The sequence below is a fragment of the Paenibacillus rhizoryzae genome (assembly GCF_059686995.1).
In genome coordinates this window covers 85,729-112,228 of record NZ_JCAALT010000011.1, presented here as the reverse complement: position 1 = coordinate 112,228, position 26,500 = coordinate 85,729, and the positions used below count along the sequence as shown (strand labels likewise).

The following is a 26,500-nucleotide window of genomic DNA, read 5'->3' as shown; positions in this document are numbered from 1 at the left end:
CGATACGACGAGCTGATCTCTTTGCGTGGATATGGGGTTAAACGGTGGAACAAGGCATGAAAGGATACAGACTACTATTGGGGGATCTGGCAGATGTATTGTGTGTGTAAAGAGCATGTGGAGCTGGCGATTGATAAGTTTGTGGATGAATACGAGGATGCACCGGATATCGTGGATTTGGTGACGACGAAGTTCACGGAATGGGAAGCGCCAGCCACTTGCGAGCTGTGCGATCACATTGCCGAGTATTTGGTGGTGTAGCCGGTGCATATTCAGATCGCTGCTGTCGGAAAGCTGAAGGAAAAATATCTTGTGCTCGGCATCGCAGAATACGCGAAGCGTCTAGGCCCGTACGTGAGGCTCACGCTCACGGAAGTGCCGGACGAGCGGGCGCCCGAGACGATGAGCGCCGCCGAGGAAGCCATTGTTCGCGAGCGCGAGGGTGAGCGCTTGCTCGCGGTTATTAAGCCGGACGCACATGTTGTCGCGCTGGCGCTGGATGGGGAGCTATGGTCGAGCGAGGACCTCGCCGGCCAGCTCGATTCTTTAGCCACGTATGGGCGGAGCCACGTGGCTTTTGTTATTGGCGGAAGCAACGGCCTCGCGCCCGCCGTGCTGAAGCGCGCCCAGCAGAAGCTCAGCTTCGGGCGCATGACCTTACCGCACCAGCTCATGCGATTGGTGCTGCTGGAGCAGGTGTACCGGGCGGTGAAGATTAACCGGGGGGAACCGTATCACAAATGACGCAAATTTGTGTCCTGACATGTTTGCGTTATTGCCCGTCAATGCTGATGGGTGATTGACAATTACAATTTCGCCCTTTATATTTGTATATACAAATGAGGCGAAGGGAGAAGTGCTCATGCTGGATAAATATTTTCAAAATTGCATGTATTTCTCTTCGGCTATACTTAACAGAGCAATAACCAAAATGGCGGAAGAAACATTTAAACCGACCGGTGTGTCACCGACGTATGCCTTTTTGCTATTAGCTGTCCAAGAAAAGCCAGGCATTAGCCAGAAAGAATTGGGCGAAGTGCTGCATTTGACACCATCTACAATTACGCGGTTTATTGAGAAGCTGCTGTACAAAGGACTTATAAAAAGTCGTACCGAAGGCAAGCTATCACTAATCGAGCTTACGCAGGCTGGTGTAGAGATAATGCCGGCAGTTAAGCTAGCTTGGAAGGATCTAAAACGGCGTTATTCTGAAATACTAGGTGAAGATGCAGGCAAGCAGCTAACCAAAATGCTGCATGATGCAGGCCGCAATTTGGAACAAAAGTTCTGATATCATAGTGGTTTTCGTATTCCCACATAGAGCGATTGATTAAAGCTAGTGTGGGAATATTATTAAATCATATATTTGTATGTACAAACAACAAAGGAGAGATTATCTTGAAAACATTAGTCATCGTAACTCACCCGAACATCAATCAGTCCAGGATTAATAAGTCCTGGATGGAAGCAGTGCAAAACCAAAGCAATGTTACTGTGCACCAATTGTATGCATCATATCCTGACTTTAAAATTGATGTGGCACAGGAGCAAGCCTTGCTTACATCGCATGATCGAATTATCCTACAGTTTCCTTTCTATTGGTATAGCACACCTTCTTTGCTGAAGGAATGGTTTGACGTAGTGCTCTCCTACGGCTGGGCTTACGGAGAAGGCGGCGACAAGATGCGCGGCAAACAACTGGGAGTGGCGGTATCTACTTTCGGCCCGACGGAATCGTATCAGCATTCCGGTTACAACCGGTACACGATGGAGGAATTATTGAAACCCATTCAAGCTACGAGCAATCTGATCGGCACAGCTTTTATGACACCGTTTATTTTGAATGGGGTTATGCACGTAAGCGATGAGCAACTAGCGCAAAATACTGCCGACTATGTTAAATATGTGACATTGCAGTCTGTAAAGGTATAAGTCTAACCGCCTGAAAATAGAGAGCTCCCTAGATCTGAACAACAGTAGCAGGGGGCTTTCTTTATCACGATTTGGCAGAGGAAATCTTCAACCATGGGGGAATGTTGAGATGAAGGGTAAAGTCTGTTTAATTACAGGCGGGAACGCCGGAATTGGCAAGGCTACAGCGCTTGAATTGGCTAAAGGAGGAGCGACGGTCGTACTGCTCTGCCGAAGCAAACAGAGGGGCGAGGAAGCCGTAAAAGAAATTATTACGCAAAGCGGGAACTCAAAAGTGGATATGATCGTTGCGGATCTCGCCTCGCAGCAATCGGTTCGCCAAGCGGCGGAGCAGTTCAAAGCCAAGTATGGCAAGCTGCACGTGTTGATTAATAACGCGGCGGTATTTCTGGCGAAGCGGGAAGTGACGGAAGACGGGATTGAAAAGACATTTGCCACTAACTATTTGTCGCATTTCCTGCTCACTCATCTGCTTCTTGACCTAATGAAGCAAAGCGGCGGGGCGCGAATTATTAACGTAGCTTCCAAGCATTATGGAATCAAATTGAATTTGGAAGACCTGCTGCTGGAGAAAAGCAAGTATTCCACGTTTAAAGCAGTAGGCCCGACTAAGCTTGGCTTGGTCATTTTCGCAAAGGAATTGGCTAATCGTCTAAAGGGCACCGACGTCACGATCAATAGCCTACATCCCGGTTTGATAAAAACGACACTTCTCAAGCAACTGCCCCGTCCAATGCAATTCTTGTTTTCTTTCATCTCCTCCAGTCTCGCAAAAGGAGCCGAAACTCCGGTTTATCTCGCGACATCATCTGAAGTGCAAGGCGTAAGCGGACAGTATTTTGAAAAGCGCAAGCCAGTAAAAACGTCTTCTGGAGCTAATGATGATACGACCAATAAACGGTTCTGGGAATTGAGCTTGAAGCTTGCAGGTCTGACAGATTAAAAAAGAATAGGGTAATAATCAAGAAAGGGTGAGATTATAACGATGAAATATAAATTGCTGGGAAGAAGCGGACTGAGAGTTTCCGAGCTGGCTTTAGGAACGATGACATTCGGTGAAGATTGGGGATTTGGAGCCGGGAAGGAAGAGAGTCGCAATATTTTTGAAGCATTTGCAGAAGCGGGCGGAAATTTCATTGACACTGCCTGCAATTATACAAATGGGACGAGTGAAAAGTATGTGGGCGAATTTATTAAGGGAAAGCGTGAGCAATACGTGATCGCAACCAAATACTCGCTTACCACCCGTCCGAATGATCCTAACGGCGGTGGCAATCATCGAAAAAACCTTGTGCAAACCATAGAAGGAAGCTTGAAAAGATTAGGAACCGACTATATCGACCTCTTATGGCTGCATGCTTGGGATTTCACGACTCCTGTCGAAGAAGTCATGCGCGCATTAGACGATTTGGTTCGTGCAGGCAAGGTATTATACGTGGGCATATCGGACACGCCGGCCTGGATTGTTTCGCAGGCGAATACGTTAGCCATGCTGCGGGGCTGGACACCGTTCATCGGTTTGCAAGTGGAGTACAGCTTGCTCCAGCGTACGCCGGAGCGCGATTTATTGCCGATGGCGCGCGCATTCGATATCGGGGTTACTTCTTGGGCGCCGATTGCCGGCGGCGCATTGACAGGGAAATATTTGAGCGAACAAATGCACGAAGAGCCTAAGCGCTTGGCACCGCAAAGCAACCGATTGAATGAGGCGAATCGCAGGATTGTCATGGAAGTTGTAAGGATCGCCGAGGAGATTGGCAAAACCCCTGTGCAAGTTGCGCTGAATTGGGTACGTCAACAGCAGGGGGTCATCATTCCGATCGTTGGCGCGAGAAAAGTATCGCAAATGAAAGATAACCTGGGAGCAGTAGATTCCGCTTTGTCATCCGAGCATTTGAATGCTTTAGACCAAGCCAGCCGGATCGAGCTTGGGTTCCCTCATGAATTTTTAACATCCGATCCGGTTAGAAATGCGCTTTTTGGTACTACTTTCACGAAAATAGACAATCACAGAAAATGATATTTTGGCTGTATGGGAATGTCCGATCTCTACGGTGCGGCAGACCGACAGGAAAGCATTGCAACGATTCATGAGGCGCTTGAGAAAGGAGTTACCCTCTTCGACACAGGTGATTTCTACGGTATGGGTCATAATGAACTCTTGCTTCGAGAAGCTCTGCAAGGTCAGCGCCGCGAGAATGCGTACGTTTGCTCCTCGTTTCCAAGGCGAGAACTTAGACAAAAATCTTGCACTTGTTGAAGCGTTGCGTGTTATTGCAGATGCATACTTGGGGTGAAATAACATAACTTGCAGCTAGTCGAAAGCGAGTGGAATATTGATAAAATAATATCAGCAAATAAAATAGGCATAAGCATTAGGGCATCCTTAACCGGATGCCCTATGTTTTCGCCGTTGCAGGAGTTAAGGTGAACCGTATCACAAATAGTGGTAAAGCGGAGAGTGGAATTGATTGTTGATGCAACAATACTGAATCTACAGATTCGAGCTTAAGTATACATACACAGCACATGTGGAGTCGGTCATATTGATGGTTCGAAAATGAGATGTGGCAGGTTCGCTTAAGGCTGATGGAGTTGATGTACAAGGCGTGCGAAGTGCGGTGTGTTGCTAGTCAGGGAGTGGTGGGGGCTAAATTTACTTGTAGAGAAGGGCTCAAGTAGATTAGATTATGCTTGAGCTCTTTATTATTTATTACGGGTAGAAAATAAGTGCAGAAGCCTTTATTACTTCTGCACTTATTCTAGAGGGTGAGTTTCTATGAAGTTAGTTGGCCGAACTTGGTGTGATAGGGACAAGCTCTCTGATTTTTGTAGTAATGCTTTCGTATACATCGATGTCTAGTTGTTCACATACTTCTTCAGCCAACTCGAATGTGACAAGTACTGCGTATTCAATATCTGGTATTGTGTTTTCTGCATCCTCGCGGCAGTTTACCCTTATATTAACATAATCATTAGGGTTCCACGCCGTTGCCTGATCTCCATAAAATATTTCATGTTGCATAGTACCTCTTTGCACTGCTTTATAATCAGTATTAAACCTGTTAGGCGTAAGTTTGTTATTTTCTATATTAAACCATAGATGAGCTGACCGATACTTTTGTTTGGATGGAGTAGTAGGTGAAAAGTAAGCAAGAGTCACTGTAAGCTTCCTGAAAAAACGTCTTGTGGTAAATTCAAATGGGACTGGAAGCTGGTATACATGAGCCTTACCTTTCTGAAGGGCTCCGTACCCAATTAATGTCATTCTGTTTTTAGCACATTCGTTCACTCGGCTAATGTCAGGAATGCCGTTGCCTAACCATCTGAAAATTCGATTCTCTGCAATTCCCACAGCATTGGCTATAGCATAGTTATGATTCCATGTTGCTCCGTGAACAAGCATCGCTTTAATGAGTAGGGCAGTGTAGTTACTTGGAATATCATCTCCAGTTTGTGTGAGGAAAATTTCCCGTAAGACGGAGTGGCATTTAACCCCCTCATGAGAAACTTGCGCAGCAGCATCGCTAGTTCCAAATGAATAAGCAACCTCATTAATTTCATTGCTTTGACCTGGAGTGGCTACACAACATCCCGGTGGCTTTGTAGGCAACGGAATCCAACTAATTACTGTTGAACCAAGCGACTCTCTAACAAACTTTCTGCCACCATTAAAGAAGATGTCTGGTTTAATCGACCTATTATAACCTAGGCCGATTGCTGAAACGGGGCTAGGTAATGGCTGCGTATAAGGGAAGATAAATCTTTCATTCTCTGTGGCATTGGAAAAATCGTTGAATAATGCCCCAATAGAAAGATTATTAATACTCTCAGCTGGAGATAATAACCTGATGTTTCTGCTGTTGTTGTTTAAATTTTGCAAGATTATGGTCTCCCTTTCTTCGGGAGTAAGCTTCTTAAACTCGTCAAAAGGAATTCCTATATCAATACCATGTTGATTATGATTTCCAGCACTAATAATAAACAAAATTTTGTAAGTATAGCTCAACCAATCAAGTAACCGTGCGAGTGGACTCATCATATTGATGAACACTCTGGATGGGTCACCGAATGACAAGTTAATTATTTTTACCGATGTGATGGCTCTACTATTTTCGTCTCCAACAACAATTCTTCTAACAGCACTATGTATTAGATCAACCAATAACACATCGTCAGGAGCGCATTCAGTTAAATTACCATTGAAGTCCCTCATGGGCTTTAAGATAGGTCTGATATAAACTTTGCTATCTATGGGGGAACTGTGACCATTTAAATCTCCATGGAGTACTAGTGATGCCATTGCAGTACCATGTACTCTATCTCTAACAACATAATCATTTGCCCAGTTATCAGGATCGTCAACAATTAGTCGGTTAGCCAAAAGTGAATGATTCTGCATAGGAAAACCATCTAGAATTGCCACAATAGGATTTTCGCTTATGTGATGTTCGGATACTTGGTGGGGAGTCTTAGTTGTGGGTTCTTGATCATCTTCTGAACGATGGAAGGGAAATGCAATTTGTCCTACAGGTCTAAAAAACATAATGTCATCAACGCGTGTAAGTGCAACTTGCTCGTAACTATTAACTAGTAATTCAATTTGCTTTCTTGGCAAAGTAACAAGAATAGCGTGATACACAATATCCGGAATGACGCATTCCGAAAGAACACGACCTCCCATACTGTTTATAGCAGTTGTTACAACTGAACAAGAATTATTTCTCTGTTCAGGAGTTCTTCTAAAAAAGAGTTCAATTTCAAAATTGACATTTTCGTCTCCATTGAACTGCAGACTCTCTTGCCAATAATCTACTACTCTTGTTTCGTCAATACGATCTTGAGGGCTCCAATACCTAATTTCTTTAAGCTGGTTAAACATATTCTTGACTCCATTAAAGCCCCGCTGAAATTCTACTTTCGGATTCTGAACATATTGTCTCCAAAGGGAAATTAGTTGATCTAATGCTTTTTTGTTTGTCATTACACAGTACAGCTTCCCAGGCAGATCTCCGTCTTTAAGGTTACCTTTATCATCAAGTAAGTAAAAGTCCTCATTCTTTTCTATCCCATCTAGGGTCATATCTAACATTAATTCTAGATTTTCAATGTTCTTGATCACGGTATAAAAGCTATCAACAGAACCTACGGTTTCGAGGACGAGTGCACTATCAGGGTTAATACCCGAGGGTGAATTTTGAATCGCAATAGTCTTCTTATCTATAGCATTCTGTAATTCTTGAAATTTTGGAGATAGTCTAGACATTTGTTTCTCTACTGATGGTTTTGCAAATTTAGGAGTCCCTCCAGAACCATCTGCTCTGAGGGCTTCTTCAAACTTTTTAAATAGAATGAGTGGTCTTTCAGCCATTATCGTTCACCTCTGTATTATTGGTCGCTCGTTTAACTTTCTTTTGCGCTTCCCATAATCTGAGTGTACTTGATGTGAGATTCTTAATATCATTATTAGGAAGTTGCAATATATATTTTCTGTAGATTGACATTGCTAACTCTTCGACTTCAGCGTAACTACACCCTAAGGCCTTTTTTGCTAATGTGCTGGTTTCAAAACCGAATTTAAAGCCAGTTCGTCTTTCAAAATGTGAGAACCATAATTCAAGATTTGATCTACTAGGGTATGGTAACTCTAAGTGTAACTGAAATCTTCTCCAAGCGGCTTTATCCAAAAGCCCTTCATGATTTGTCGCCCCGATAACAATTACATAACTTGGTAACGAATCGATATGGAGTAGGAGTGAGCTAACGACCCGTTTTATTTCTCCTGTTTCATGTACATCTCCTCGTTCTTTTCCTAATGTTTCGAATTCATCAAAAAACAGAACGCAATGTCGAGTTTTTGCATAATCAAACAATTTTGCGAGTTTTATTGCGGTCTCACCCAAATAGGCTCCAACTATACTTTCATACTTTACTGATAAGAGTGGCACCATTAATGATTCAGCAATAGCTTCGGCTAAAGAAGTTTTTCCGTTCCCAGGAGGCCCAACAAATAACAGTTTATTTCTCGGTTCTAAACCATACGAACGTAGTAAATCGGCACGATTGTGTTCTTCAATAACTTCTTTACACGACTGCAAAACTGGTTCGGGTAAGATTAATTGATCAAGTCTCTTCTTAGGAACTATCTCGGAGTAAAAGTTTTGCTCGTTAGACACCTGTCTAACAAGGGGGGAACTAGCTTGATTATTTCGTATTTCATTTTTGGTGTTCTTGAGTAATTCCTCAATACGATTAGCCACGATAGTATGCTGTTTTGCCCGTTCTTCAGCGCATATCGCTTCTACTGCTCGTCTTAAATGAGGCATATCTCCAGAAAGACCATGCTTGATTACTTCAAAAAGCAAATCAGCTCTCGCCACTTGTTCCACCTACTAATTGTTTTTTTAATTCTGCGATAACCCCTGAGGATATTGATTTATTTTCACAGAAAGCCCAAAGTCGATCTTTTGCCAGACGACTCGGATTACTTTTATTATTTTCCCAGCGATTTATTGTTGAGAAGCTTATGTTTAAATCTCTTGCTAGTTGTTCTTGGCTAATTTCAAGTTCTTCCCTAATTTTCTTAATTGTAGTACTCAAAGACATGGTTTCACCTCCAAGTCTATAGCACATTATAGCATTTGCTATAGCATTCGGACTAGTTTTAGTTTTAGATATGAATGACTTGCAGAGGCTATAGACTAGAACTGATATGGATATGCAAAACACATGCTCTTGTCTATTACTCGACGCCATTGTAAGCTGGCATCGAGTTACGCAGCACCGATGCGGCGGTAGTAATCATCGAAAAGTTCAGAGTTTACGGCACTGTGTGATGATCTTATTGCGGAATGGCGATCGAGTTCGAATCATGAGCAAGCGGATTAACTACATATTGCCAACTCATCCTCTCTCAAGGTAACATCAACAACAATTTACCTTGGGAGGGGATTTTTTTGTCACAGCAGCCTTTACCGGATTGGATGAAGCCCGCTTTTGATGGGCGGTTTAATGATTTAGCAAGAATCGCCTGCAAACTTGATGAGGTCGAGGCTATACATCAAAAGCAGTCTGAAGTTGAGAGGCAGCTAAAGCAAGAACTTACATCAATGCAGTTCCAACTCATCCTCGAATGGGAAGAAACACTGAACTATCGACACGCCATTGAAAAAGAATGGATGTATCGTGCTGGGTTGAAAGATGGCTTGCAAATGGCGCGAGTCTTTTATAGTTATTGAGTTCAAAAATAAGAGCGGGACACCAGGCTACTAAAGCCTAATGTCCCGCTCTTATTTGCCTTCCTAGCCCTTCTTCCGTTCTTTCTCGTATTCACCCTCTACCAGTTTGAAAAAGTCGGACGGTTTAATTTTCAGCCCTTTGCAGAGGTCGAATATTTTCGTAACGGAAGGCTCATTTCTGCCAACTTCGATCATCGAAATATAGGATCGATCCACATTGCATTCATGCGCCAGATCCTCTTGGCTTAAGCCTTGCTTGATACGTATCGCTTTCACGGTTTTCCCGATAATTTGTTTGATGATAATAGGCTGTTCGCTCAAGGAAAATTACTCCTTTTAAGTCTATTATCAATCTGCTATACTAGCCACAACAGATAAAGTATTCAACAAATAGTAATAAATTTACATTTAATGAATTTGGTATGGAGGCGCGTTATGATTTCAAGTTTTCTCATTACAACAGGACTGGGGGCTTTTGTTGCTAGTTTTGTACTCAACATTCTGTTTAACTTGATAGCCGCGTCAACTGGCAGGCGAACAGGTTCTTTTGTGTCGTTTGGGTCAGTGATTAGCGTAGGCTTACTGTTCTGGGTTATTGCCATGATTGTTTTCGGTTTGAAGAGCTGTGGCATGTAACGCTATGTCGGGGCTTTATCATATAAAATTAAAAATGTAAGAGGAGCTGTAAGTTTATGCTGAAATGGAATGGGGACAAAATGAAAGGCTTTGCTATGGGGGCGATTACGGTTACTCTTTTCGGTTCATTAGTGGGAACTGCATTCGCTTCGGGGAAGTTAACCAGTATTAATGTAGTGCAAGGTGGGATTAAGCTGTTCGTCGATGGCAAGATGATCATTCCAACCGATGACAGCGGGAAAGCTGTTGAACCGTTCATTTATGACGGCACCACCTACCTACCGCTCCGAGCCTTGTCCAATGCACTTACGAATAATCAAAAATCTGTCAAATGGGATGGTGATTCATCCTCTGTTTACATCGGGCAAGTGCCAACTGCGCCGCAGACGGATATCTCTGATTTGAAGCCTTATGAAAGCAAAGGATTAGTTCTTAAAGCTGGCGATGAAGGTTTGACTTTCAGCCTGCTGGATAACACAATTGCTCCCTTCAATCGATTAACGTCTGGCTATCGTGAATATACAGGGACAACACCACCTACTTTTTGGGGGCCAGGGCAGGATGTCTATAGCTATACAGGAAGCGGGGCTTACTATACATACCTATTAAATTCTAAATACAGCAAGTTAGATGCTCAGTTTGTTATTCCTTATACAAGTATTGGCGCAAAGGGAGAAGCCAAAGTCCAATTCTATAATGTGAACAAAAAGGGCGAAGAAACGCTAATCAAAGAAGTCACTACCAAGACTACGGATGAAATCTTGCCTGTATCACTCAATCTGACAGGTGTGGAAATCCTCAAACTGAAATTCGATGGGAACGAGAGTGCCTTCTATAATATCATTCTTACGGGGATTCAATAACCATTACGATGTGCGGCTCTTTTCGGAGAGCCGCTTTCGTTTTTCACTCGAAAAATGGATCAGATCGGTCAGGCGGTAACATCTGTTATAAGATCGATGTGATTAATTTGACATTGTTTATTGTACTGATGGGACGGTATGGATAAATTCTTAAAATGGCGAGTTATCTCACAGGGGTTATATACTTAGTCTGCTCGAACAATTAGGTACAGAAAAAAGCAGTCAATTCATGCAAAAGTGCCACTTTCCATGCAGTTTGTACAGTGCATAAGCTCGTTTGAGCCACGATAATGGTTTCATTCTGGGGGTAAAAATCGGACGCAGATAAATTAGCAATCAGTGATTTGATTTCATACTATTAGTTGGTATGGCGGCGGCTCGCAGATAGGGTCGCCTTTTTGTTGTCGTTTTCATCAGAAAATTGTGGATGTTCAGGGTAATCGTATTTTGATAGAATGAAATGAGAATTTTCACCTAATGCAACACCCCCTACTTATGCGGTGCGGGGATCGAAAGGAGAATGACTGCATGCTGACTGTTGTTAAAAAAATTGAGATTGCTGCATCTCCAAACCAAATGGCAAACCCTGTGGAAGCTTTGTGGGTGATCGAGCTTTTATACGGTAAACATCCGTCCTATACGGAGAGCACATATGCGGTAAAGTTTACCACGAAGTTGGAAGGAGGGGCTTCGAAGTGCTTCTTGGTCATTGACCTCCGCGATCGGTTTGATGAGTTTCTCAGAGAATTGAATGTTTTTGGGAGCATGGAGAAAAACGAGCTACACAGAACCATCGACTATGTGAAGCACCTAAAAATTAACGGTCTTTTCAGGAGAGTACCGAACTTGTTGGCTGAGATGGAAGGTTCGGCAAGTATGGATGAGAGCTTGGAACTCTATGAAATGATATGTGATGCCGTTGTTAGCGATCCTGATGCGTTTCCGTCGATCAGTTCGGATGCATACAAGCATGGAGTAAGCTCTGGGGTAATCCTCGATACCGAGCAGTATGTCGATAAATATGGCACGAACGTGGTTGGTATAACTACCGAGGCGTTGATGGAGATTTTAAATCTTGAAGGAAGCACAAAAAGCGTTCGGTTCACGGAGATAACCCGTGGCTGGAAGGAGGCGGGGTACTTACTTAAGTTGAGCCGCCAATCTCGTTTACAAGAGCCCATAAAGCCTAATAGCAGCTCCAAAGAGGTCAAGCGTTTCTATATCTTTAGAATCGATGCGCTCGGTCAACAATAGCTCTTGGAGGGGGTACAATGGGTGCTGGCAGGCGGTTAAACAATTATAACGGACATTCCCCTTCTATTATTTCATACATTGGTGGCAAATCTGCTTTGATCGGAAGCATAGTGCCGATTATTACATATGCAGCACAGGCTTATGGGCTGACTCATTATTATGAGTTGTGTGGCGGCGGCGCGAGAATGCTTCTTAATCTGCCGCCCTCTCTTTTTCTGCATCGTTCTTACAATGATATGGACAGAGGCTTGTGTTCGCTCTTTGCCTGCCTTGGCGATAAACGCTACCTGTATGATCTGATGGGAATGCTTGAAGATTTCGGGGTAGGTGAAGATGTATTCCTTCGTGCTAAGCATGCGCGGGAGTTCGAGGATCGTATGTTATCGTTAGGGCAGGACTTTGAGCTTGATAGGGTTACTTCGGCAGCCTATGCTTTTATTGTTGCCATGCAGTCAAGAGCAGCGGATATGGAATCTTTTGATATTTCGCGTGTGAAGGATCAGTCGCGGCTTCGTTCGTATTTCAAAAGGGTACGGGAACTAGACTTGTTCTATCCGACGTTAGAGGCGGTTGAGGTTACTCATGGCGACTGCCGCGAACTATTGGTATCGCTTAAAGAGCATGGTGATGCGTTCGTCTACCTTGATCCACCGTACGTTCCCGAAGAAATGGTGTTAAAGGCTCATTACGGCGCTCGTTCTTGGACTCTGGCTGATCACGAGCGCTTGGTCGATCTGTTGTTACTTGATACAGATGGTTTAAAGGTTGCTCTTAGCGGTTATGACAACGCTTGCTATGAAAGATTAGTGTCATCGGGGTGGCGAAAAGTGTACCTTAAGAATGTATTTGTGGCATCTAGTTCCGATTCGCGCCGCCGCAGTGATGAATACCTTTGGATTAACTTCGCTGTCCCTGTTTCTCTGCTGGATCAGATATCCGAAATTGATTATAAAGCGTGGTAGGCTAATGGTTTTAGAACCATTCAACTGGCTTGCAGAACCTATGAATGAGGTCTAAAACCATCAAAGCCATTAAAACCTATCCAAATGTGCTTCCTTGTTTGCATGTATGCGGAGGCACATTTATTATTTTGCTTACGGAGTTAGATCGATTTTAGGAAAGTGCTGGGGAGTAAGGATATATTAATAAGGCGAGGAATGCCAGAAGTCGGACAATGAGGCAATATTGAATTGAGTGTGTGATCGTCAAGTTGCCCATCTTGTTGGAGTTGGTACCTCTCCTTCTCTTTTGGTTTATGGCTGTGGGAAATACAATCTGGTTGCAGAGCTAACGGTTCTGCAACCAGATTGTATTTTTTATTTTCGGGGTAGTGAGTTCGTGCAAAACTTAAATTGGCATGAAGATTTTTCAGGAGTGGAATTTATATTACTCTGAAAGCCGACTCTAAAATTTTCGTGGTCTGTTATTTTTTCGGTTTACTCCGTAGGCTGCATTGCTTGGTAACACTGGGTTTTCGGGGTTTACGGAAAGACCAAATAAAAAATGGGGGGCGTAATTATAAGTCGGCTCGCCTAAAATCTATAAGTTTATTATGTTCGTACGGTCTTTAGAGTTTCTAGGGTGTTTATGATTTTGGGGTTCAGTCAAAATTCGGTTGGAGGTGAGGCGGTATGCTTATCTTTCGTGAGGTTACATCGGAGGTACGCGAACTTAAGGAGCGCTTGGCGATTTTAGGTGATGAATCTAGCACTGCCGCGCAGGACAAGCAGATGCTCGATCTTTGGATGAGAATTGTTGCCTATATCAACAGTTTCGTCTGGCTTAAGAAAAAAAGTGCTAGGGAGAAACTTCGGGATTTCTTGCGAAGTCGGTACGATTATCAGAAGACCGCCGAAAAATATGGAGTTACGGTAGGTTCTATGCATATGTCGGTTTCGTATGCAGCCAATCAGTTAAAAAGGCGCATTGGTGGGGTACTGGAGCTTTTGAGGTCGGGTGATCTTGCTGGAGCAGAGCGAGAATTTGGGATTGTCACAGGCTGTTACGATGATTTGTTTGTAGGAGTAGTTCGTGACCATTTCAAGCCTGTGAAGGATGCAGGGGTAGAGTTACGCGGCTGCGAGAAGGAGCTCAGCTTCTTGTCTGTTTTCGTAAGCCGTAACATTGAAAACCTCATCGCGGCTCTGGATCGGCGCAAGATGGAGCACCTGCTCTACATCTTGTTGAAAACGGATGACCGCAGCTACAGTACAGATCGGAGCATTCTGTTCCGTTGTTTGGAAGGTGAGTTGGAAGCATCAGAGGCTCTTGCTCTTATTCAGGGGTATGAGCTTTCCTGTAAGCCTTCACTGTGGTTTTAATTCTAATATCTAATCTGCTTTGGGAGGTTATACGCCTGATGAGTAATCTAGCCGCACATCCATCGAGTTTCGCTTATCGGGGGATGCAGGTTTATTTACCTGCACTTTCGGTAGTGAACGGCTTCCATTCTCTTTTGTATAATAAAGGTTTTCAGAGTAGTAGCCCATTGCTAGTCACGTATAATAATCCAGAGTTGCTCTATGGAAAGACTGACGTTAGCGGAATTGCCCTGAAGGATGCTCCCTTGGACACATGGGCTGCAAGGGTTCAGTCCCTCTTTTTAGAGGAAGATGGGGTTCACATGCCTGTTGGTTTTATTAGCAGGCTACGTGAGCCCTTGGTGAGTTCATACCTACTCAATAGTTGTGTTTGTGTTGCGGAGTTAAGGACGCAGCGCGGCGCTGAGTTTGCTTTAGTTACGAAGAGTTCCGAGATCGTATCGGCTCTACGTCCGAACTTTGCTCCGGCTTATAAAAAGAAGGGAATTAGTCATTACAGTGCGCAGTTTTCTACAACTTATGAGGAGTTAAGTAGTGGGTCGTTCAACACGGTTCGCTTGTTTTCGGACATCGATGGGGTACATCCGAGCAAGCAGAAGATTGGGCATCGTAGCGCACGCTACCTCGTTCCCTACTACTCAGTTCATAATTACGCTAGACATCTTGTTCATATTTTAGGTCAGCATAGGGTCACGTTGGTGTATCGCGATAATGAAGGGGTACATGCTCCGCTTCCAACTACACTTGCTAACGGAATCGTTGCGGATTGGCTCGGTACGACGCCTAGCGGCGCGGAGGTGGCGAAGTGGGCTGATTGGTGTAACCCGTCATCGTTCGGTTACATCTCTCTTCCAGACCTTGCACAGCGCGGTCATTTTGTTTCAGTGCCTGTTCTCGGTATTGAAAAGCTTGTAGTCGGGTAACAGTCGATAATAAAGTTCGCGTATCTAGTTTCAGGTTGGCTATGTATCCGTTCCTTTTGCTTAGGTAAGCCGTTTTAGGGAATTCCCTGAAACGGTTTTTGTCTGTAATGGGGTTCCCCAAAACTATTGTTATTGGGCATTGCTGGAACTCTTAAGGAATGCGGTTCCAAATAGGTAGGCATGGGTTCTAAAAATATGCCCGAATGCAGCTTCCTACTAACCTGTCGCTCAATCGGGAAAGGTATTCCCGTTTTTCTGATTATTGGTCATGGGGTCGGATATTTTTTTAGTCTCCTTATAACCGTTAGGGAGGCGACAGGGATGGCGAGTAGAGTTTGGGGTTATGTCAGGATTTCAAAGGCTGTGGGACAGGTTGAGGATCGTCAGGTTGACCTGTTAATGCAGGAGTACGGCATTGCTGAGACCGACATATTTATCGATAAGATTAGTGGCGCAAGGATGGATCGTGCCGCTCTGACTGATCTTCAGCGCATTGTTCGGGAAGGCGATGTCATCGTCGTTGAGTCACTGAGTCGTGTATCGAGATCGTCACAGGATTTATTGACGCTACTATCTGCTTGGGAGCAGCGTGGGGTTACGTTTATCTCGCACAAAGAGAAGCTCGATTTCAGTTCGACAACTGGCAAGCTCATGCTCACTTTGCTTGCCGCACTCTCAGAGTTTGAAAGGGAAACGTTAAGAGATCGCGTTCGTGAGGGACTCGCAAGTGCAAAAGCCCGTGGTCGCATCGGAGGTCGTCCGAAAACCGAAAAGAAGGCCTTAGAAAAAGCGGTAAAGCTATATGAGGCGAAGGCTCATTCGATCTCGGAGATTGTGGCGTTAACAGGCGTATCAAAGACGGTTCTGTATCGAGAATTGAAATGTAAGAGGGATGCGGAATATGTGGGTAGTGATAAAGCGTTAAAAATGGCAGTTAACTCCGATGCCAGTATCATTCATTCTTCTTTAAACGTGTTATAGTCAAGTTTTCTTGCTCTCAAGTGCTGGTTGTAGCATCTGGGGTACGAAGATCTCTGCTACATTGCTGGCTTGGAATTTTTATTAGGACAGATACGACTGTGACGCTTAATTGTAGCGTTTCGGTGTATACCTGTCCTTTTTTATTTGCTGCTTGGGGTGAGGTGGCTCAACTTCGGCACTTGTCTGTGGAGATGGCTTATAGGCTATGTAGGGCGCTCGTCCCTATAAAAATATACCGCTGGAGGTGGTGGATATGAGTAGGCTTTGCGGATATGGGGTTTATAGTTTGGTCATTCATTCTCGTGAGGGTAACGAGGTGAGGATTAGCCGTTGGGGTGAGGTGTTCGCGGCGTGTAACAGAGTGCTGTGTTAAATCAATACATGGAATTATATATAAATTTAGTTTTAAACAAAATGAGAACTAATGTTCTATTTATGACTTGACTCTCTCTATCAGACCATGCTATTACATACAACAACATTGTATGTAGAGGGCGGTGGTAAAGCAAAATACAAGGAATGGTGACAATCATGGATCATAATACAAAAGTTGAATCTTGCGGAACACAAGTGATGAAAAGCAATGAACTCCTGACTCTGACCGAAAAGGAATTGAAGAGAGAAGAGTTAATCGGTGTACTAGCCGGACTGATCAAAAATTATGCGATGAAGAAACAACAAAATAAGTAATGTGCTTGATGAACAGGGTTCTTAGTACCACTGAGAACCCTCCTACTACAAAAGCAGAATGACGGAGGGAATATATATGGTGGTTGCCAATAACAAACTGCAAGCGGCTTTGTACTTGCGTGTATCGACTGAGGAGCAGAAGAAAGAGGGCTTCTCGCTCGGTGCGCAGGAAGATATTTTGAAAGCATACTGTGCTTCAAAAGGGTACGAAGTATATGATGTTTACGAGGATGGCGGATATTCTGGTAAGGACTTCAACAGACCAGAGATGCAGCGGCTGTTAAGGGATTCAAGAGATCATAAATTTGATATCGTATTAGCTGTAGCAGTGGATCGGGTATCTCGGAGCAATCTGGATGTGTTAACCTTCGTTGATCGGGAGCTTCATCCACGAGGTCAAAAGTTGATTATTAGTACATGCGATATTGACAGTTCTACGGAAGTCGGGAAAATGTTTATCTCCTTACTCGGCACGTTTGCCGAATATGAACGCAAGCTCATTGTGGGACGAGTGAAAAAGGGTATGGAGAAACGAGCAACTCAAGGTTTAACGAATGGCGGTCGCATGCTAGGCTATGATTCTGTCGACGGAAACTTGGTAGTAAATGATGAGGAAGCTGCGACCGTAAGAGAGATTTTTGAACTTCGCGCTACAGGCAAAGGATATAAAACCATTGCTACCGTATTGAACAAAAAGGGGAAGAAAACGAAAGGAACAAAAGAAAAACCTGGAGCAAGCTTTAGTATGAATGCAGTAAAAACGATTCTTGTAAATGAGAAATACACGGGCAACATGAGCTGGGGGAAGGTACGAGACTGGAGCAGCAAAAGAAGAGCGGGCAAAGCAGACCCGACCGTAGTTCATGAAGCGCATACAGCAATCATCAATGAAGAGTTATGGAACAAAGTGCAAGCGGTCAATGTAATGAAAAGTGAGACCCCGAATAATCAAAGTAATTTTAAGGGCGAGTTCATCTTAACAGGATTGTTGCGCTGCCCCGTTTGCGGCGCTGGGACGGTAATGAGCAAGTCGAAGAAGAGAGATGGCTCTGGTTATCATTTGTACTATATGTGCCAAACATACCACTCCAAGGGTAAGACGGAATGCGGTTCGAACTTAGTCAAGAAAGAGATCGTTGAAGAGCAAGTGCTCAAGTGGATTCGAACGCTGCTTGCCGATGAACAGATCGTTGATGGCATTATGAACCGTCTTAAGCGTGAAGAGTCTGTAGGCGCTGCAGAACTTGAAAAGGATTTGAATATTCAGCAAACCAGTCTAAAGAAGTTATTGGACAAGCAGCAAAAGCAGGACACCGATTATTATGCTGGCGAGATTCGCGCGGCACTATATAATCGGTTGTCCGAAGAGATTGAAGATAAGATCAACGAGGTCAAGCAAGTGATCACGTATCTTGAACGTGAGATTGAAAAGCTACAGTCGAATGTTATTCTGAATAAGGATATCATTGTAGATGCTTTAAAGAATTTTGAGGACATGTTTGAGGAAGCGACTAATGAAGAGAAACGAGCACTACTACGGGCGCTGATTAAGGAAATCCACATGGAAGCTGATCGCAAGAGCATTAAGAATATCGTCTTCTGGTTTACGGAAGACGATTCTTTTACGGAAATTGCTTTACCAGTAAGCGACGTGCGGAGAACCGTACCACAAGTAACGGCAAGTTTTTTCGGAAAAACTCGCAGCGGGCTTGGAAAGGGGCTTTGCCGGGCATGGGTTTGGGATGGATCACGCTAGGTGGCAAAGTCGGCGCAAACGGGCTTCTGCGAGCTTTTTGGGGCTACAAAACGATGCGGTATCTGGAGGGGGACTTTTGCTTATGGAAAGCAAAAGCCCCCTCCGCCGTTTTGGCGGAATTGATCAATCTTTGGGGGAAAACGACTGTTGCCTTTTACAAGACAGATGCGTTGGGGGATCCAATTGCATTAAATGAAATATTAACAATCGAAACTGAGGATAACTGTATCGTGGGGATTAAAGGTTTGTCCAGAGTTGATGGAAGCAGCATCGGAAATACTCGGTGTTCCCAGAGAGTCAGCTGATTAAGCGTTTTGTTAACGAGACACGTTCAAGGGCCATCCCGCAAGGGATGGCCTAAAAACTTGCCGTTACAGACAGCGCGGAGAACCTTACCACAAGTAAGGCGAATCGAAAGGATAACTCATGAGAAATTTTATTATTTTCGGAGCAAGTAGAGGATTGGGCGAGGCATTTGTCAGAGGATTGCCGGAAAAAGGTGATCGTGTTTGGGCGGTTTCCAGAACTTATCCTAGCAGTATAGATCTTGAAGAGGGTGTCCAAAAATATTGGATTGAGGCTGATTTAGCGATAACGGATGCTAGCAATCTGATTGCGAATACACTAAAAGACGTTACGATAGACGTCTTGATATATAACGTTGGGATATGGGAGAGCAAAGGATTCAGAGGTGACTATGATTTTGAGAAAGATGATCCAGCCGAAATTGCCAACATCATTCATATAAATGTTACTTCAGCTATTACCTGCATACAGAAGCTCCTACCGAATCTGAAAAAGTCGGATAACGCAAAAATTTTCTTAATCGGATCTACGGCAGGTCTTGAACATAATGATTTCACGCAAGTTTCTTTCGCAGCTTCGAAGTTCGGTTTGCGTGGTATTGGAAATGCAATAAGGGAGCATGTAAAGAAATATGGGATCGGTGTGACTTGTATAAATCCCGGTGAAATTGCAACCCAAATTCCATTGGAAGATGGAATTGAGAAAGTCTTGTCAGCATACAACGGAACGCAGATTCCTCTTCAAGATATTGTTTCTTTAGTGAAATGCGTAATGAATCTCTCCAAAGCCTCATGTGTAAAAGAAATAAATATTCCAGCAATGCTGGATACAAATGCATAGCCCAATCGCGAAAAAAGGCCATTCCATTCGGGATGGCCTTTTTTTGCCGTTGCGCAAGTGTGGTCCCCGTGACGGAGAACCGTCCCACAAGTATTGGCAAGTTACAAATGATTGAAGTTGGTAGTAAACAGTGTTAGTCTAACAACGGTAACCACAAAATCTATATTTTGCAATACATCCAATAATAGGCACTATGAAAGGTAACACTATGATAAACGTTGAACACCTATCCTTCTCATTTCCGCAAAAAGAACTATATAAAAACATTTCGTTTACGCTTGAAGAGGCGCAACATTGCGCTTTTATAGGAACAAGCGGCAGTGGGAAAAGCACATTGATCGATATACTGATGGATCCGGAGAGATATTTGTACGAGGGCAAGTTAGAGATAGACCCAACTTGCAGAATAGGGTATGTAAGTCAGTTCTCTCAACTGGACAGAACCAAAGAAACAACTGTGTTTGAATATATCGGAGATGAATTTATTAAGATACAAAATGAGATTCAGTCGCTTTGTACTGAAATGGAGACATCATCGGATATTGAGCCGTTACTCGAAAAGTATCAATTAGCTTTAGACGCATTTGATTCTATCGGTGGGGCAGATTTTGAAAGCAACATAAATAAGAAACTAAATCTAGCAAACCTCATGAAGCTAAAAGATCTTAGGGTATCCGACCTAAGTGGTGGCGAATTCAAACTCATTCAAGTGATGAAGGAAATGCTAAATAACCCGGACTTCATGATAATGGACGAACCCGATGTATTTTTAGACTTTGAAAACCTAAATGCGCTTAAAAACCTTATTAATGCTCACAAAGGAATACTGTTGGTCGTTACGCACAACCGATATCTATTGAATCATTGTTTTAACAAAATTTTACACCTTGAAAACATGGAGATCCAAGAATTTGATGGGCGATATATGGATTATAATTTCTCATTGCTTCAAACTAAAATCGAGTTACAAGAACTCACAGTCGCTGAGCAAGAAGAAATTGAGAGAAACGACCACATCATCAATAATCTAAGAGTTATCGCAACTTATAATTCAGAAGCCTCTAGAGGTAGAGCGTTAAAAGCTAGAGTTAGGTTTCAAGAGAGATTGGAAGCGCGTAGAATTAAAGCGCCATTTGTTGATATTAAGCAGCCGACGATCCGTTTCGGCATGGATAAGGAAATTGAAGACACCGCTGTTATAAATGTCAGTAATTATAGTGCAGCCTTTGATGAGTTGCTTTTAGAAAAAGTTAACTTCGAGATAAAATCTACGGATAAAGTAGCACTTATCGGTGCGAATGGTACCGGAAAAACGACCTTACTCCGAGATATCTTTAAAAATAACCATGATGCAATTGAAATAAATGCTGATGTTAAAATGGCTTATTTATCTCAGATGCAAGGCGAAATGCTAAAGGATTCTAATACAATCCTAGAAGAATTCATCGATGCCGGGTTTAACACTTATGATGAGGCTAGATCGTATCTTTCAAACTACGGCTTTGAAGGAGAAATCGTTAATCAAAAGATAGGATCTTTATCTGGCGGTGAGAAAAACATGCTTCAATTGGCTAAAGTTGCTGCCAGTAAAGCAAACGTATTGCTTCTTGATGAACCGACAAGCCATTTAGACACCTATACACAGCTAGCGCTGGAGAAAGCCATTGAAGACTATAAAGGCGCCATTCTCATGATTTCTCATGATTTCTATTCTGTCGTAAACGGTATGGATTATGTTTTAATCATTGAAGATAAGGCGATTAAAAAAATGAGTATGACAAAATTTAGACAGATGATTTATGCTAGCCATTTTGATAAGGACTATTTAGAAACGGAACAAAATAAAAGATCGGTTGAAATGAAAATAGAATTGGCTTTAAAAGCTACTGATTTTGAACTTGCAAAAGTATTGGTTGTTGAGCTGGAAGAGCTGATTAAGTTGCTTTAAATGGCAGCAATCTGGAGCGGGATCAAATTTGAGGGCTACGACAGGTGATGGATGGTGACCTGTTGCAGCTCTCTTTGTGCTGCAACCGTGAGCATTCTTACACAGCTTGGGCAGATCTGAAACAGACTAATTTCAACGTAAAATTCTTCGAAAAAATCCTTTCATATATAGCCGAATAGCGCTCGAGGAATGGAATTTTATATGTAATTCGGATGCTTCAATCCTAACCAATTAGGTTAATGCAGTATCAAGCAAGGGAAGACGACGAGCATAGGTACAAGCTGCTAGTCTCAAGTCTCAACCAAATCTAAACAATCATTAACGAGGAGGAATTACAATGACAATCCAAACGATGACGACGAAGGTTCACACAGTTGGCAACATGAACGAGGTTCAACGAGAGGTCAATCGCTTCCGCGGAGAAGGCTACGATTCGAACAACATCTTCGTACTGACCCATGATAAGGACAGGACGGCCAGAATCGCCAAGAACACGGATGCTGAGCAGATTGGTGTATCTGATGAAGGAGTCGGCACGGCGATTGCCAATGTGTTTCGCTCGACCGGTAATGAGCTTCGTGCCAAGATGAGGTCTCTTGGGATTTCCAATCCATATGCCGAGTATCTCGAAAGAGAGATGGACAAGGACAAAATCCTCGTCATCGCCTGGGGCGGCAGGGAATACAACAACGATGAGTATGACGATACAATTTACTACTACCCGGCATTCGGCGCTTTTTAAGGCTAATATACGGTAGCAAACCAATCTTTTAAAATAATAACAATAAGGCACCCAACCGGGTGCCTTTGTTTTCGCTCATTAGCCGGCGAGCTCCCCATTGACCGCAATCCGATTGGTGCCGTTGGACTTGGCGAGATACATCGCTTGATCCGCCGTGCGTATGAGATCGAGCTCCTTCATGCCCTCTGCCCATAGCGTACAGCCGACGCTGGTGGTCATTGGAAGATGGAGCTCCTTAATCCGCATCGGCGACTCCAATTGCTCGATTAACCGGTTGGCGACCTGCATTAAGTCTTCGTAGCCGCTCTGCAGCCATGCCGCGACCACGAACTCATCGCCGCCCACGCGTGCGACCAGGTCGGATTCGTGAAGCGCATTCTTAATCCGATTCGCGAATTCTACAAGCACGAGATCACCGACCTCATGTCCAAAAGTATCGTTGCATTGCTTGAATTTGTTTAAGTCGAGGTAGAATACCCCGAATAAGCCTTCTTTTCGTTCGGCTCGATTCATCCAGCTTTGGATTCGAACGCTAAAGCCCCTGCGATTCAGCAATCCCGTCAGAATGTCGCGCTCTGTTAATTGAATAAGCTCATGCTCTAGCTTCTCTCGTCTTTCAATTTCGGATCTTAATTGTATCAATAATTGCTCGTAATCGTTCAGAATCCGAATTTTGTCGTCGTAATTGAGTTGTTTGCCAAGCTCTGAACCTAGAGCTAGCGATAACAATTGCAACGTCTCGATATCGCGGTTGGAGAACGCATTGGGACGGCCGGAGATGACCTTCAGCACGCCGACCGCGTTGCTGGATTCGAACAGGGGAACGCAGACCATGCTCCGCGCACCGACTTTCATCGTCGCTTCCTTGTTGACGCGATCGTCCTGCTGCGTATCCGGCGAATACAAGATTTCCTCCTCTGTCACGCACAAGCCCGACAAACTGCCGTTCTTATGGAGCCGAATTCCAATATGAGGCTTCAACGTACCGCTGACGGCGGCATAAACCATTTCATCGCCTGCCAGCATCTCGATTGTTGAACCGTCTGCATCGGTTAATAGGCACATCCGATCGCATATCGTCTGCATAAACAGCTTTAAATCAAAGTTGGATAACAGCATCTGCTGCTGGACTTCCATGATGACTTTCAGGCGACGGTTCTCCATCATCGTCCCTATTCCCCTCCAGGCTTGCGTAGAAATTTGTCGGACATTATTAGCTAACATGCTAGCACTTTTAAATAGGTTTGTCAGCCCATCTGCGTGGGCCGCAAAGGCCTTACTGTTGACTTAAAGGGAACATCATTTTAGAGGCAAGAGCAATGAATTGCGAGCTTTCCTTTTCATTAAGGGAATCTGTTAGGGATTTAATTTGTTGCTCAATCTTGCTGCTTACGGTCTGAATAATTTTTTGTCCCTCGGCAGTTACTTTTACATTAACTACACGACCATCATATGGGGAATTGCTGCGTTTGACTAAACCCCGGCGTTCCGCGCGATTTATCAACCCGGTAATACTGGATTTGTCGAGGTCGAGGTAATGTGCCAGCTGTAACATGCTTAATTCGCGATCACGTAAAATGCCGAACAACCGAATTTGTATAATGGAGACATCGTATTCGGCTCCGAGTCGGGTAAGGATGCCTTGAACAAGGAAGGATAATTGGATCAAACTATCCATAATGGAGAGGTTTTCTTGAAAATTAGCGGTTTTGTCGTTCACCATTATTCACTCCAGATAAGCTCAGATATTCGCAAATAGTCTGAGAGTCAGTTTCGGTTTTTATTTTATCATAAAAGCCATTGACATTGTACGTGGCACAAACTATATTGTTTGTATCACGTACTATTTTTTGACTTCAGGAGGCTGTGGCTAGATATCGCATGAGTAGAAGTAAACGGGTCTGGATCCCTTCCATTATCGCTGTCGGCATGGCCGTGCTCTTTTTGGGTTATTTTTGCTATTCCATTTCCTTGCACGGAAAGGGAGATAGTGATCTAAAACGTCTGGCAACGGAACAATTAGCAAAAGGCGTTGTCGAGCTTTCCGTTAGAATAGGGACTCGATAAATAAATACCAATACAAGATATGAAGGTGTAACCATGGATGAGAAAAAGACCGTGCTCCTGGTCATGGGGAGCATACGAGCAGGAAGAAACTGTCCCAAAATTACGGCCTGGGTCGAGTCCGTCGGCCGAGAGCATTCAAATTATGAGTATGAAATTATCGATTTGGCCAAATGGCCGTTGCCAATGGACGATGAACCGGGAATTCCCGCATTGAATAGCTACAGTCAGCCGCACACGTACGCGTGGAGCGAAAAGATCAAAAGTGCGAGTGGCGTGATTTTCGTCACGCCGCAGTTCAACTGGGGTTATCCGGCGGCTCTCAAGAACGCTATTGATCATCTTTACCATGAGTGGGCGGAAAAGCCGGTTATGATCGTTACCTACGGCGGCCATGGCGGCGGACGATGCGGCAAGCAGCTAAGGAGGGTTGCGGTTCGGCTGAGGATGCGAATTGTGCCGACTTCTCCTGCACTCAGGTTATCGGATGCGGTTATCCGCGAGGGAGCCGAGCTAAATCCGGATCGTGATTTTGGCGATTTTGCGCCAAAGGTTCGGCAAGCATTTTCGGAACTAGCGGACCAACTCGAGGGCCAAGAAAGCATCCTGGCACGGATGCGTCGTAAGTGGAAGGTAATGTTAGCTGTCCTTTCCTAAGTACTCAAACCACCTTTTAACTACGAAGGTGGTTTTTTTTAGGTTTGAAGTACAGCATCCTATTTTTTTTAACCTTGTCCACATTTATACCTTACCAAAAACGATTTAGTTGCATTTAATGAACTATATCAAAATAAAGGGAGGTTTTGAGAATGGGAAATAGAGGAACTAGCAGTTATCCCCCCGTTCAGATTTTTAACTCCACTTCGTTTACCGCGTTTGGGACAGTTGAATATGCTTCCTTCTTTTGTAGTAACGACGACTACAGAGTTGCGCGAAACTCGACTTGGACAGCTTCTAGCCGTGGAGTTTGTTTAGTGACTAAAATCACCGCAGTCGTTCAAACGCCGAGTGGAAATATTCAAGCGGAACCTTATACTTCTTCCGGTACTTCTTTCAGCCAATTTGCTATCATACAGGTAGGGGAAAATAAATTCCAAGTGACACGCGTTGTAAGTGCCAAAAGACGTAAGTAAAGTCTCAAGCGGAGCATGATTAAGAAGAGGCACCTAACATGAAAAGACGACTGGCCAAAGATACAAGGCCGGTCGTCTTTTTTTGCATTAATGTTTCCTATACCACAGTATTCTGCGATACATCGAGGAATCTTTCAAGAGCCGGAAAGGGCGCAAGTCCGGTTGATAATTGCCTTCAATGATCCAAATCCGGCGGTTCTTGTCGATGCCTATATCGAACCCGACTTGTCTAAGCTTGGGGTAACGCTCTCCCAGGCGGTTGGCAGCCACTAGTGCGATCCGTTCCACTTTGACAAGCAATCTGCGATCTCCGATTCGGGCCAATTTGAACGCCTCAAGCACTGGAATGGTGCGGCTAGTCACATTTGTGACTAGATATCCTTTCGCCGCCACTTTCGCGTATGAGCCTGTTACGTTCCAAGGGGATGAAGAGCCTCTTTTGCGTTGAGCCATTATCCGCATGTCGAACGGCTTGCGTTGAACTTGAGCAAGCTGCAGACGCCTTTGGACAATATAACCACGGCCTCTGTTTTTTTTACGGACCCATTGGAGTAACTTAGCGGTGTTTCTCATGGTGACCGCATTATTTTCGTTTTGTATACGATAGGCGTTCGCGCCGTTTCGTTTAATGAATACGATATCCCTTCCGTAACTCCCATCGCGCGGTTTCAGAACGACGCTTTTATAGCGAAGCAGCATTTTCGATAAAACGTTCTTCTTAAGCAACTGTGTTTCTGGCAATCGGCCTGCGAGCGAAGACCCATTGCGAAGGAGACGGTATTGCAGCCATTTGTCTCTTTTCATTACGATTGGAATCACAGCCTTTATTCATCTTTTACGGTAATTCTAAGTCAAATTAGTGATCAGCATAAG

General features: G+C 43.9%; 28 protein-coding genes. 21 read left to right on the top strand and 7 right to left on the bottom strand.

Features of this window, described 5'->3' with window-relative positions:
* Positions 1-93 precede the first annotated feature (93 nt).
* From AC6ESO_RS26320 to AC6ESO_RS26290, 7 genes are all read left to right on the top strand, one after another.
* Positions 94-261 carry a CxxH/CxxC protein gene (locus AC6ESO_RS26320; protein ID WP_090980575.1) on the top strand — a complete coding sequence of 56 codons (168 nt, stop codon included), beginning with the start codon at positions 94-96 and terminating at the stop codon, positions 259-261.
* 3 nt (positions 262-264) lie between these two features.
* Positions 265-744 (top strand): 23S rRNA (pseudouridine(1915)-N(3))-methyltransferase RlmH, encoded by a 480-nt coding sequence (rlmH, locus tag AC6ESO_RS26315; protein ID WP_494819590.1) that lies wholly within the window; start codon positions 265-267, stop codon positions 742-744.
* Between the two features lie 118 nt (positions 745-862).
* On the top strand, positions 863-1,291 hold the full coding sequence (locus AC6ESO_RS26310) for a MarR family winged helix-turn-helix transcriptional regulator (RefSeq protein ID WP_497093994.1): 429 nt from the start codon (positions 863-865) through the stop codon (positions 1,289-1,291).
* Positions 1,292-1,398: 107 nt separating this feature from the next.
* Entirely contained in the window at positions 1,399-1,932 is a 534-nt protein-coding gene (locus AC6ESO_RS26305; RefSeq protein ID WP_497093993.1) for an NAD(P)H-dependent oxidoreductase, read from the top strand.
* A gap of 109 nt (positions 1,933-2,041) precedes the next feature.
* Positions 2,042-2,875: an SDR family oxidoreductase gene (locus AC6ESO_RS26300; protein ID WP_497093992.1), complete on the top strand. Its 834-nt coding sequence runs from the start codon at positions 2,042-2,044 to the stop codon at positions 2,873-2,875.
* 42 nt (positions 2,876-2,917) lie between these two features.
* Positions 2,918-3,952: an aldo/keto reductase gene (locus AC6ESO_RS26295; RefSeq protein ID WP_497093991.1), complete on the top strand. Its 1,035-nt coding sequence runs from the start codon at positions 2,918-2,920 to the stop codon at positions 3,950-3,952.
* A 12-nt stretch (positions 3,953-3,964) separates the two neighbouring features.
* Complete coding sequence (locus AC6ESO_RS26290) at positions 3,965-4,192, top strand: aldo/keto reductase (RefSeq protein WP_497093990.1); 228 nt, start codon at positions 3,965-3,967, stop codon at positions 4,190-4,192.
* Between the two features lie 525 nt (positions 4,193-4,717).
* Here the strand turns inward: AC6ESO_RS26290 and AC6ESO_RS26285 are convergent.
* From AC6ESO_RS26285 to AC6ESO_RS26275, 3 genes are read right to left on the bottom strand one after another with little or no spacing between them, the layout of a single operon-like run.
* Positions 4,718-7,303 (bottom strand): S8 family peptidase, encoded by a 2,586-nt coding sequence (locus tag AC6ESO_RS26285; RefSeq protein WP_497093989.1) that lies wholly within the window; start codon positions 7,301-7,303, stop codon positions 4,718-4,720.
* Positions 7,296-8,312: an AAA family ATPase gene (locus AC6ESO_RS26280; protein ID WP_497093988.1), complete on the bottom strand. Its 1,017-nt coding sequence runs from the start codon at positions 8,310-8,312 to the stop codon at positions 7,296-7,298. Before AC6ESO_RS26280 ends, AC6ESO_RS26285 begins: the two co-directional genes overlap by 8 nt.
* Entirely contained in the window at positions 8,299-8,538 is a 240-nt protein-coding gene (locus tag AC6ESO_RS26275) for a helix-turn-helix domain-containing protein (protein ID WP_497093987.1), read from the bottom strand. The genes AC6ESO_RS26280 and AC6ESO_RS26275 overlap by 14 nt, the downstream gene beginning before the upstream one ends.
* Positions 8,539-8,888: 350 nt before the next feature.
* Between AC6ESO_RS26275 and AC6ESO_RS26270 the strand changes: the two genes are divergently transcribed.
* Positions 8,889-9,170 carry a hypothetical protein gene (locus AC6ESO_RS26270; protein WP_497093986.1) on the top strand — a complete coding sequence of 94 codons (282 nt, stop codon included), beginning with the start codon at positions 8,889-8,891 and terminating at the stop codon, positions 9,168-9,170.
* Positions 9,171-9,233: 63 nt separating this feature from the next.
* Here the strand turns inward: AC6ESO_RS26270 and AC6ESO_RS26265 are convergent, their stop codons facing one another.
* The gene (locus tag AC6ESO_RS26265; protein WP_497093985.1) at positions 9,234-9,491 is read right to left on the bottom strand and encodes a helix-turn-helix domain-containing protein; all 258 of its coding nucleotides are present in this window, start codon (positions 9,489-9,491) and stop codon (positions 9,234-9,236) included.
* 371 nt (positions 9,492-9,862) lie between these two features.
* Between AC6ESO_RS26265 and AC6ESO_RS26260 the strand changes: the two genes are divergently transcribed.
* From AC6ESO_RS26260 to AC6ESO_RS26205, 12 genes are all read left to right on the top strand, one after another.
* Positions 9,863-10,669, top strand: coding sequence for a stalk domain-containing protein (locus AC6ESO_RS26260; protein ID WP_497093984.1), 807 nt, complete (start codon positions 9,863-9,865; stop codon positions 10,667-10,669).
* 528 nt (positions 10,670-11,197) lie between these two features.
* Positions 11,198-11,923: a hypothetical protein gene (locus tag AC6ESO_RS26255; protein ID WP_497093983.1), complete on the top strand. Its 726-nt coding sequence runs from the start codon at positions 11,198-11,200 to the stop codon at positions 11,921-11,923.
* Positions 11,924-11,940: 17 nt separating this feature from the next.
* Complete coding sequence (locus AC6ESO_RS26250; protein ID WP_497093982.1) at positions 11,941-12,885, top strand: DNA adenine methylase; 945 nt, start codon at positions 11,941-11,943, stop codon at positions 12,883-12,885.
* Between the two features lie 669 nt (positions 12,886-13,554).
* Positions 13,555-14,244 (top strand): hypothetical protein, encoded by a 690-nt coding sequence (locus AC6ESO_RS26245; protein ID WP_497093981.1) that lies wholly within the window; start codon positions 13,555-13,557, stop codon positions 14,242-14,244.
* Between the two features lie 38 nt (positions 14,245-14,282).
* The gene (locus AC6ESO_RS26240) at positions 14,283-15,167 is read left to right on the top strand and encodes a hypothetical protein (protein ID WP_497093980.1); all 885 of its coding nucleotides are present in this window, start codon (positions 14,283-14,285) and stop codon (positions 15,165-15,167) included.
* Positions 15,168-15,488: 321 nt separating this feature from the next.
* Positions 15,489-16,148, top strand: a complete 660-nt coding sequence (locus AC6ESO_RS26235) for a recombinase family protein (protein WP_497093979.1) — start codon at positions 15,489-15,491, stop codon at positions 16,146-16,148.
* Between the two features lie 531 nt (positions 16,149-16,679).
* On the top strand, positions 16,680-16,838 hold the full coding sequence (locus AC6ESO_RS26230; protein WP_497093978.1) for a hypothetical protein: 159 nt from the start codon (positions 16,680-16,682) through the stop codon (positions 16,836-16,838).
* A 76-nt stretch (positions 16,839-16,914) separates the two neighbouring features.
* A complete protein-coding gene (locus AC6ESO_RS26225) occupies positions 16,915-18,594 on the top strand; it encodes a recombinase family protein (RefSeq protein WP_497093977.1) in 1,680 nt (559 codons plus the stop codon).
* On the top strand, positions 18,570-18,899 hold the full coding sequence (locus AC6ESO_RS26220) for a hypothetical protein (protein WP_497093976.1): 330 nt from the start codon (positions 18,570-18,572) through the stop codon (positions 18,897-18,899). Before AC6ESO_RS26225 ends, AC6ESO_RS26220 begins: the two co-directional genes overlap by 25 nt.
* A 121-nt stretch (positions 18,900-19,020) precedes the next feature.
* Entirely contained in the window at positions 19,021-19,740 is a 720-nt protein-coding gene (locus tag AC6ESO_RS26215) for an SDR family NAD(P)-dependent oxidoreductase (RefSeq protein ID WP_497093975.1), read from the top strand.
* 208 nt (positions 19,741-19,948) lie between these two features.
* Positions 19,949-21,688 (top strand): ABC-F family ATP-binding cassette domain-containing protein, encoded by a 1,740-nt coding sequence (locus AC6ESO_RS26210; protein WP_497093974.1) that lies wholly within the window; start codon positions 19,949-19,951, stop codon positions 21,686-21,688.
* Positions 21,689-22,025: 337 nt separating this feature from the next.
* Positions 22,026-22,430, top strand: coding sequence for a YflT domain-containing protein (locus tag AC6ESO_RS26205; protein ID WP_497093973.1), 405 nt, complete (start codon positions 22,026-22,028; stop codon positions 22,428-22,430).
* A 78-nt stretch (positions 22,431-22,508) separates the two neighbouring features.
* Here the strand turns inward: AC6ESO_RS26205 and AC6ESO_RS26200 are convergent, their stop codons facing one another.
* Positions 22,509-23,597 (bottom strand): sensor domain-containing diguanylate cyclase, encoded by a 1,089-nt coding sequence (locus AC6ESO_RS26200; RefSeq protein ID WP_497093972.1) that lies wholly within the window; start codon positions 23,595-23,597, stop codon positions 22,509-22,511.
* A 109-nt stretch (positions 23,598-23,706) separates the two neighbouring features.
* A complete protein-coding gene (locus tag AC6ESO_RS26195) occupies positions 23,707-24,153 on the bottom strand; it encodes a MarR family winged helix-turn-helix transcriptional regulator (RefSeq protein ID WP_497093971.1) in 447 nt (148 codons plus the stop codon).
* Positions 24,154-24,530: 377 nt separating this feature from the next.
* On the opposite strand from AC6ESO_RS26195, the gene AC6ESO_RS26190 reads away from it, so the two are divergent.
* On the top strand, positions 24,531-25,151 hold the full coding sequence (locus tag AC6ESO_RS26190; RefSeq protein WP_497093970.1) for an NADPH-dependent FMN reductase: 621 nt from the start codon (positions 24,531-24,533) through the stop codon (positions 25,149-25,151).
* A 563-nt stretch (positions 25,152-25,714) separates the two neighbouring features.
* Here the strand turns inward: AC6ESO_RS26190 and AC6ESO_RS26185 are convergent.
* Positions 25,715-26,446, bottom strand: coding sequence for a YheC/YheD family protein (locus AC6ESO_RS26185; protein ID WP_497093969.1), 732 nt, complete (start codon positions 26,444-26,446; stop codon positions 25,715-25,717).
* Between the last annotated feature and the right edge of the window lie 54 nt (positions 26,447-26,500).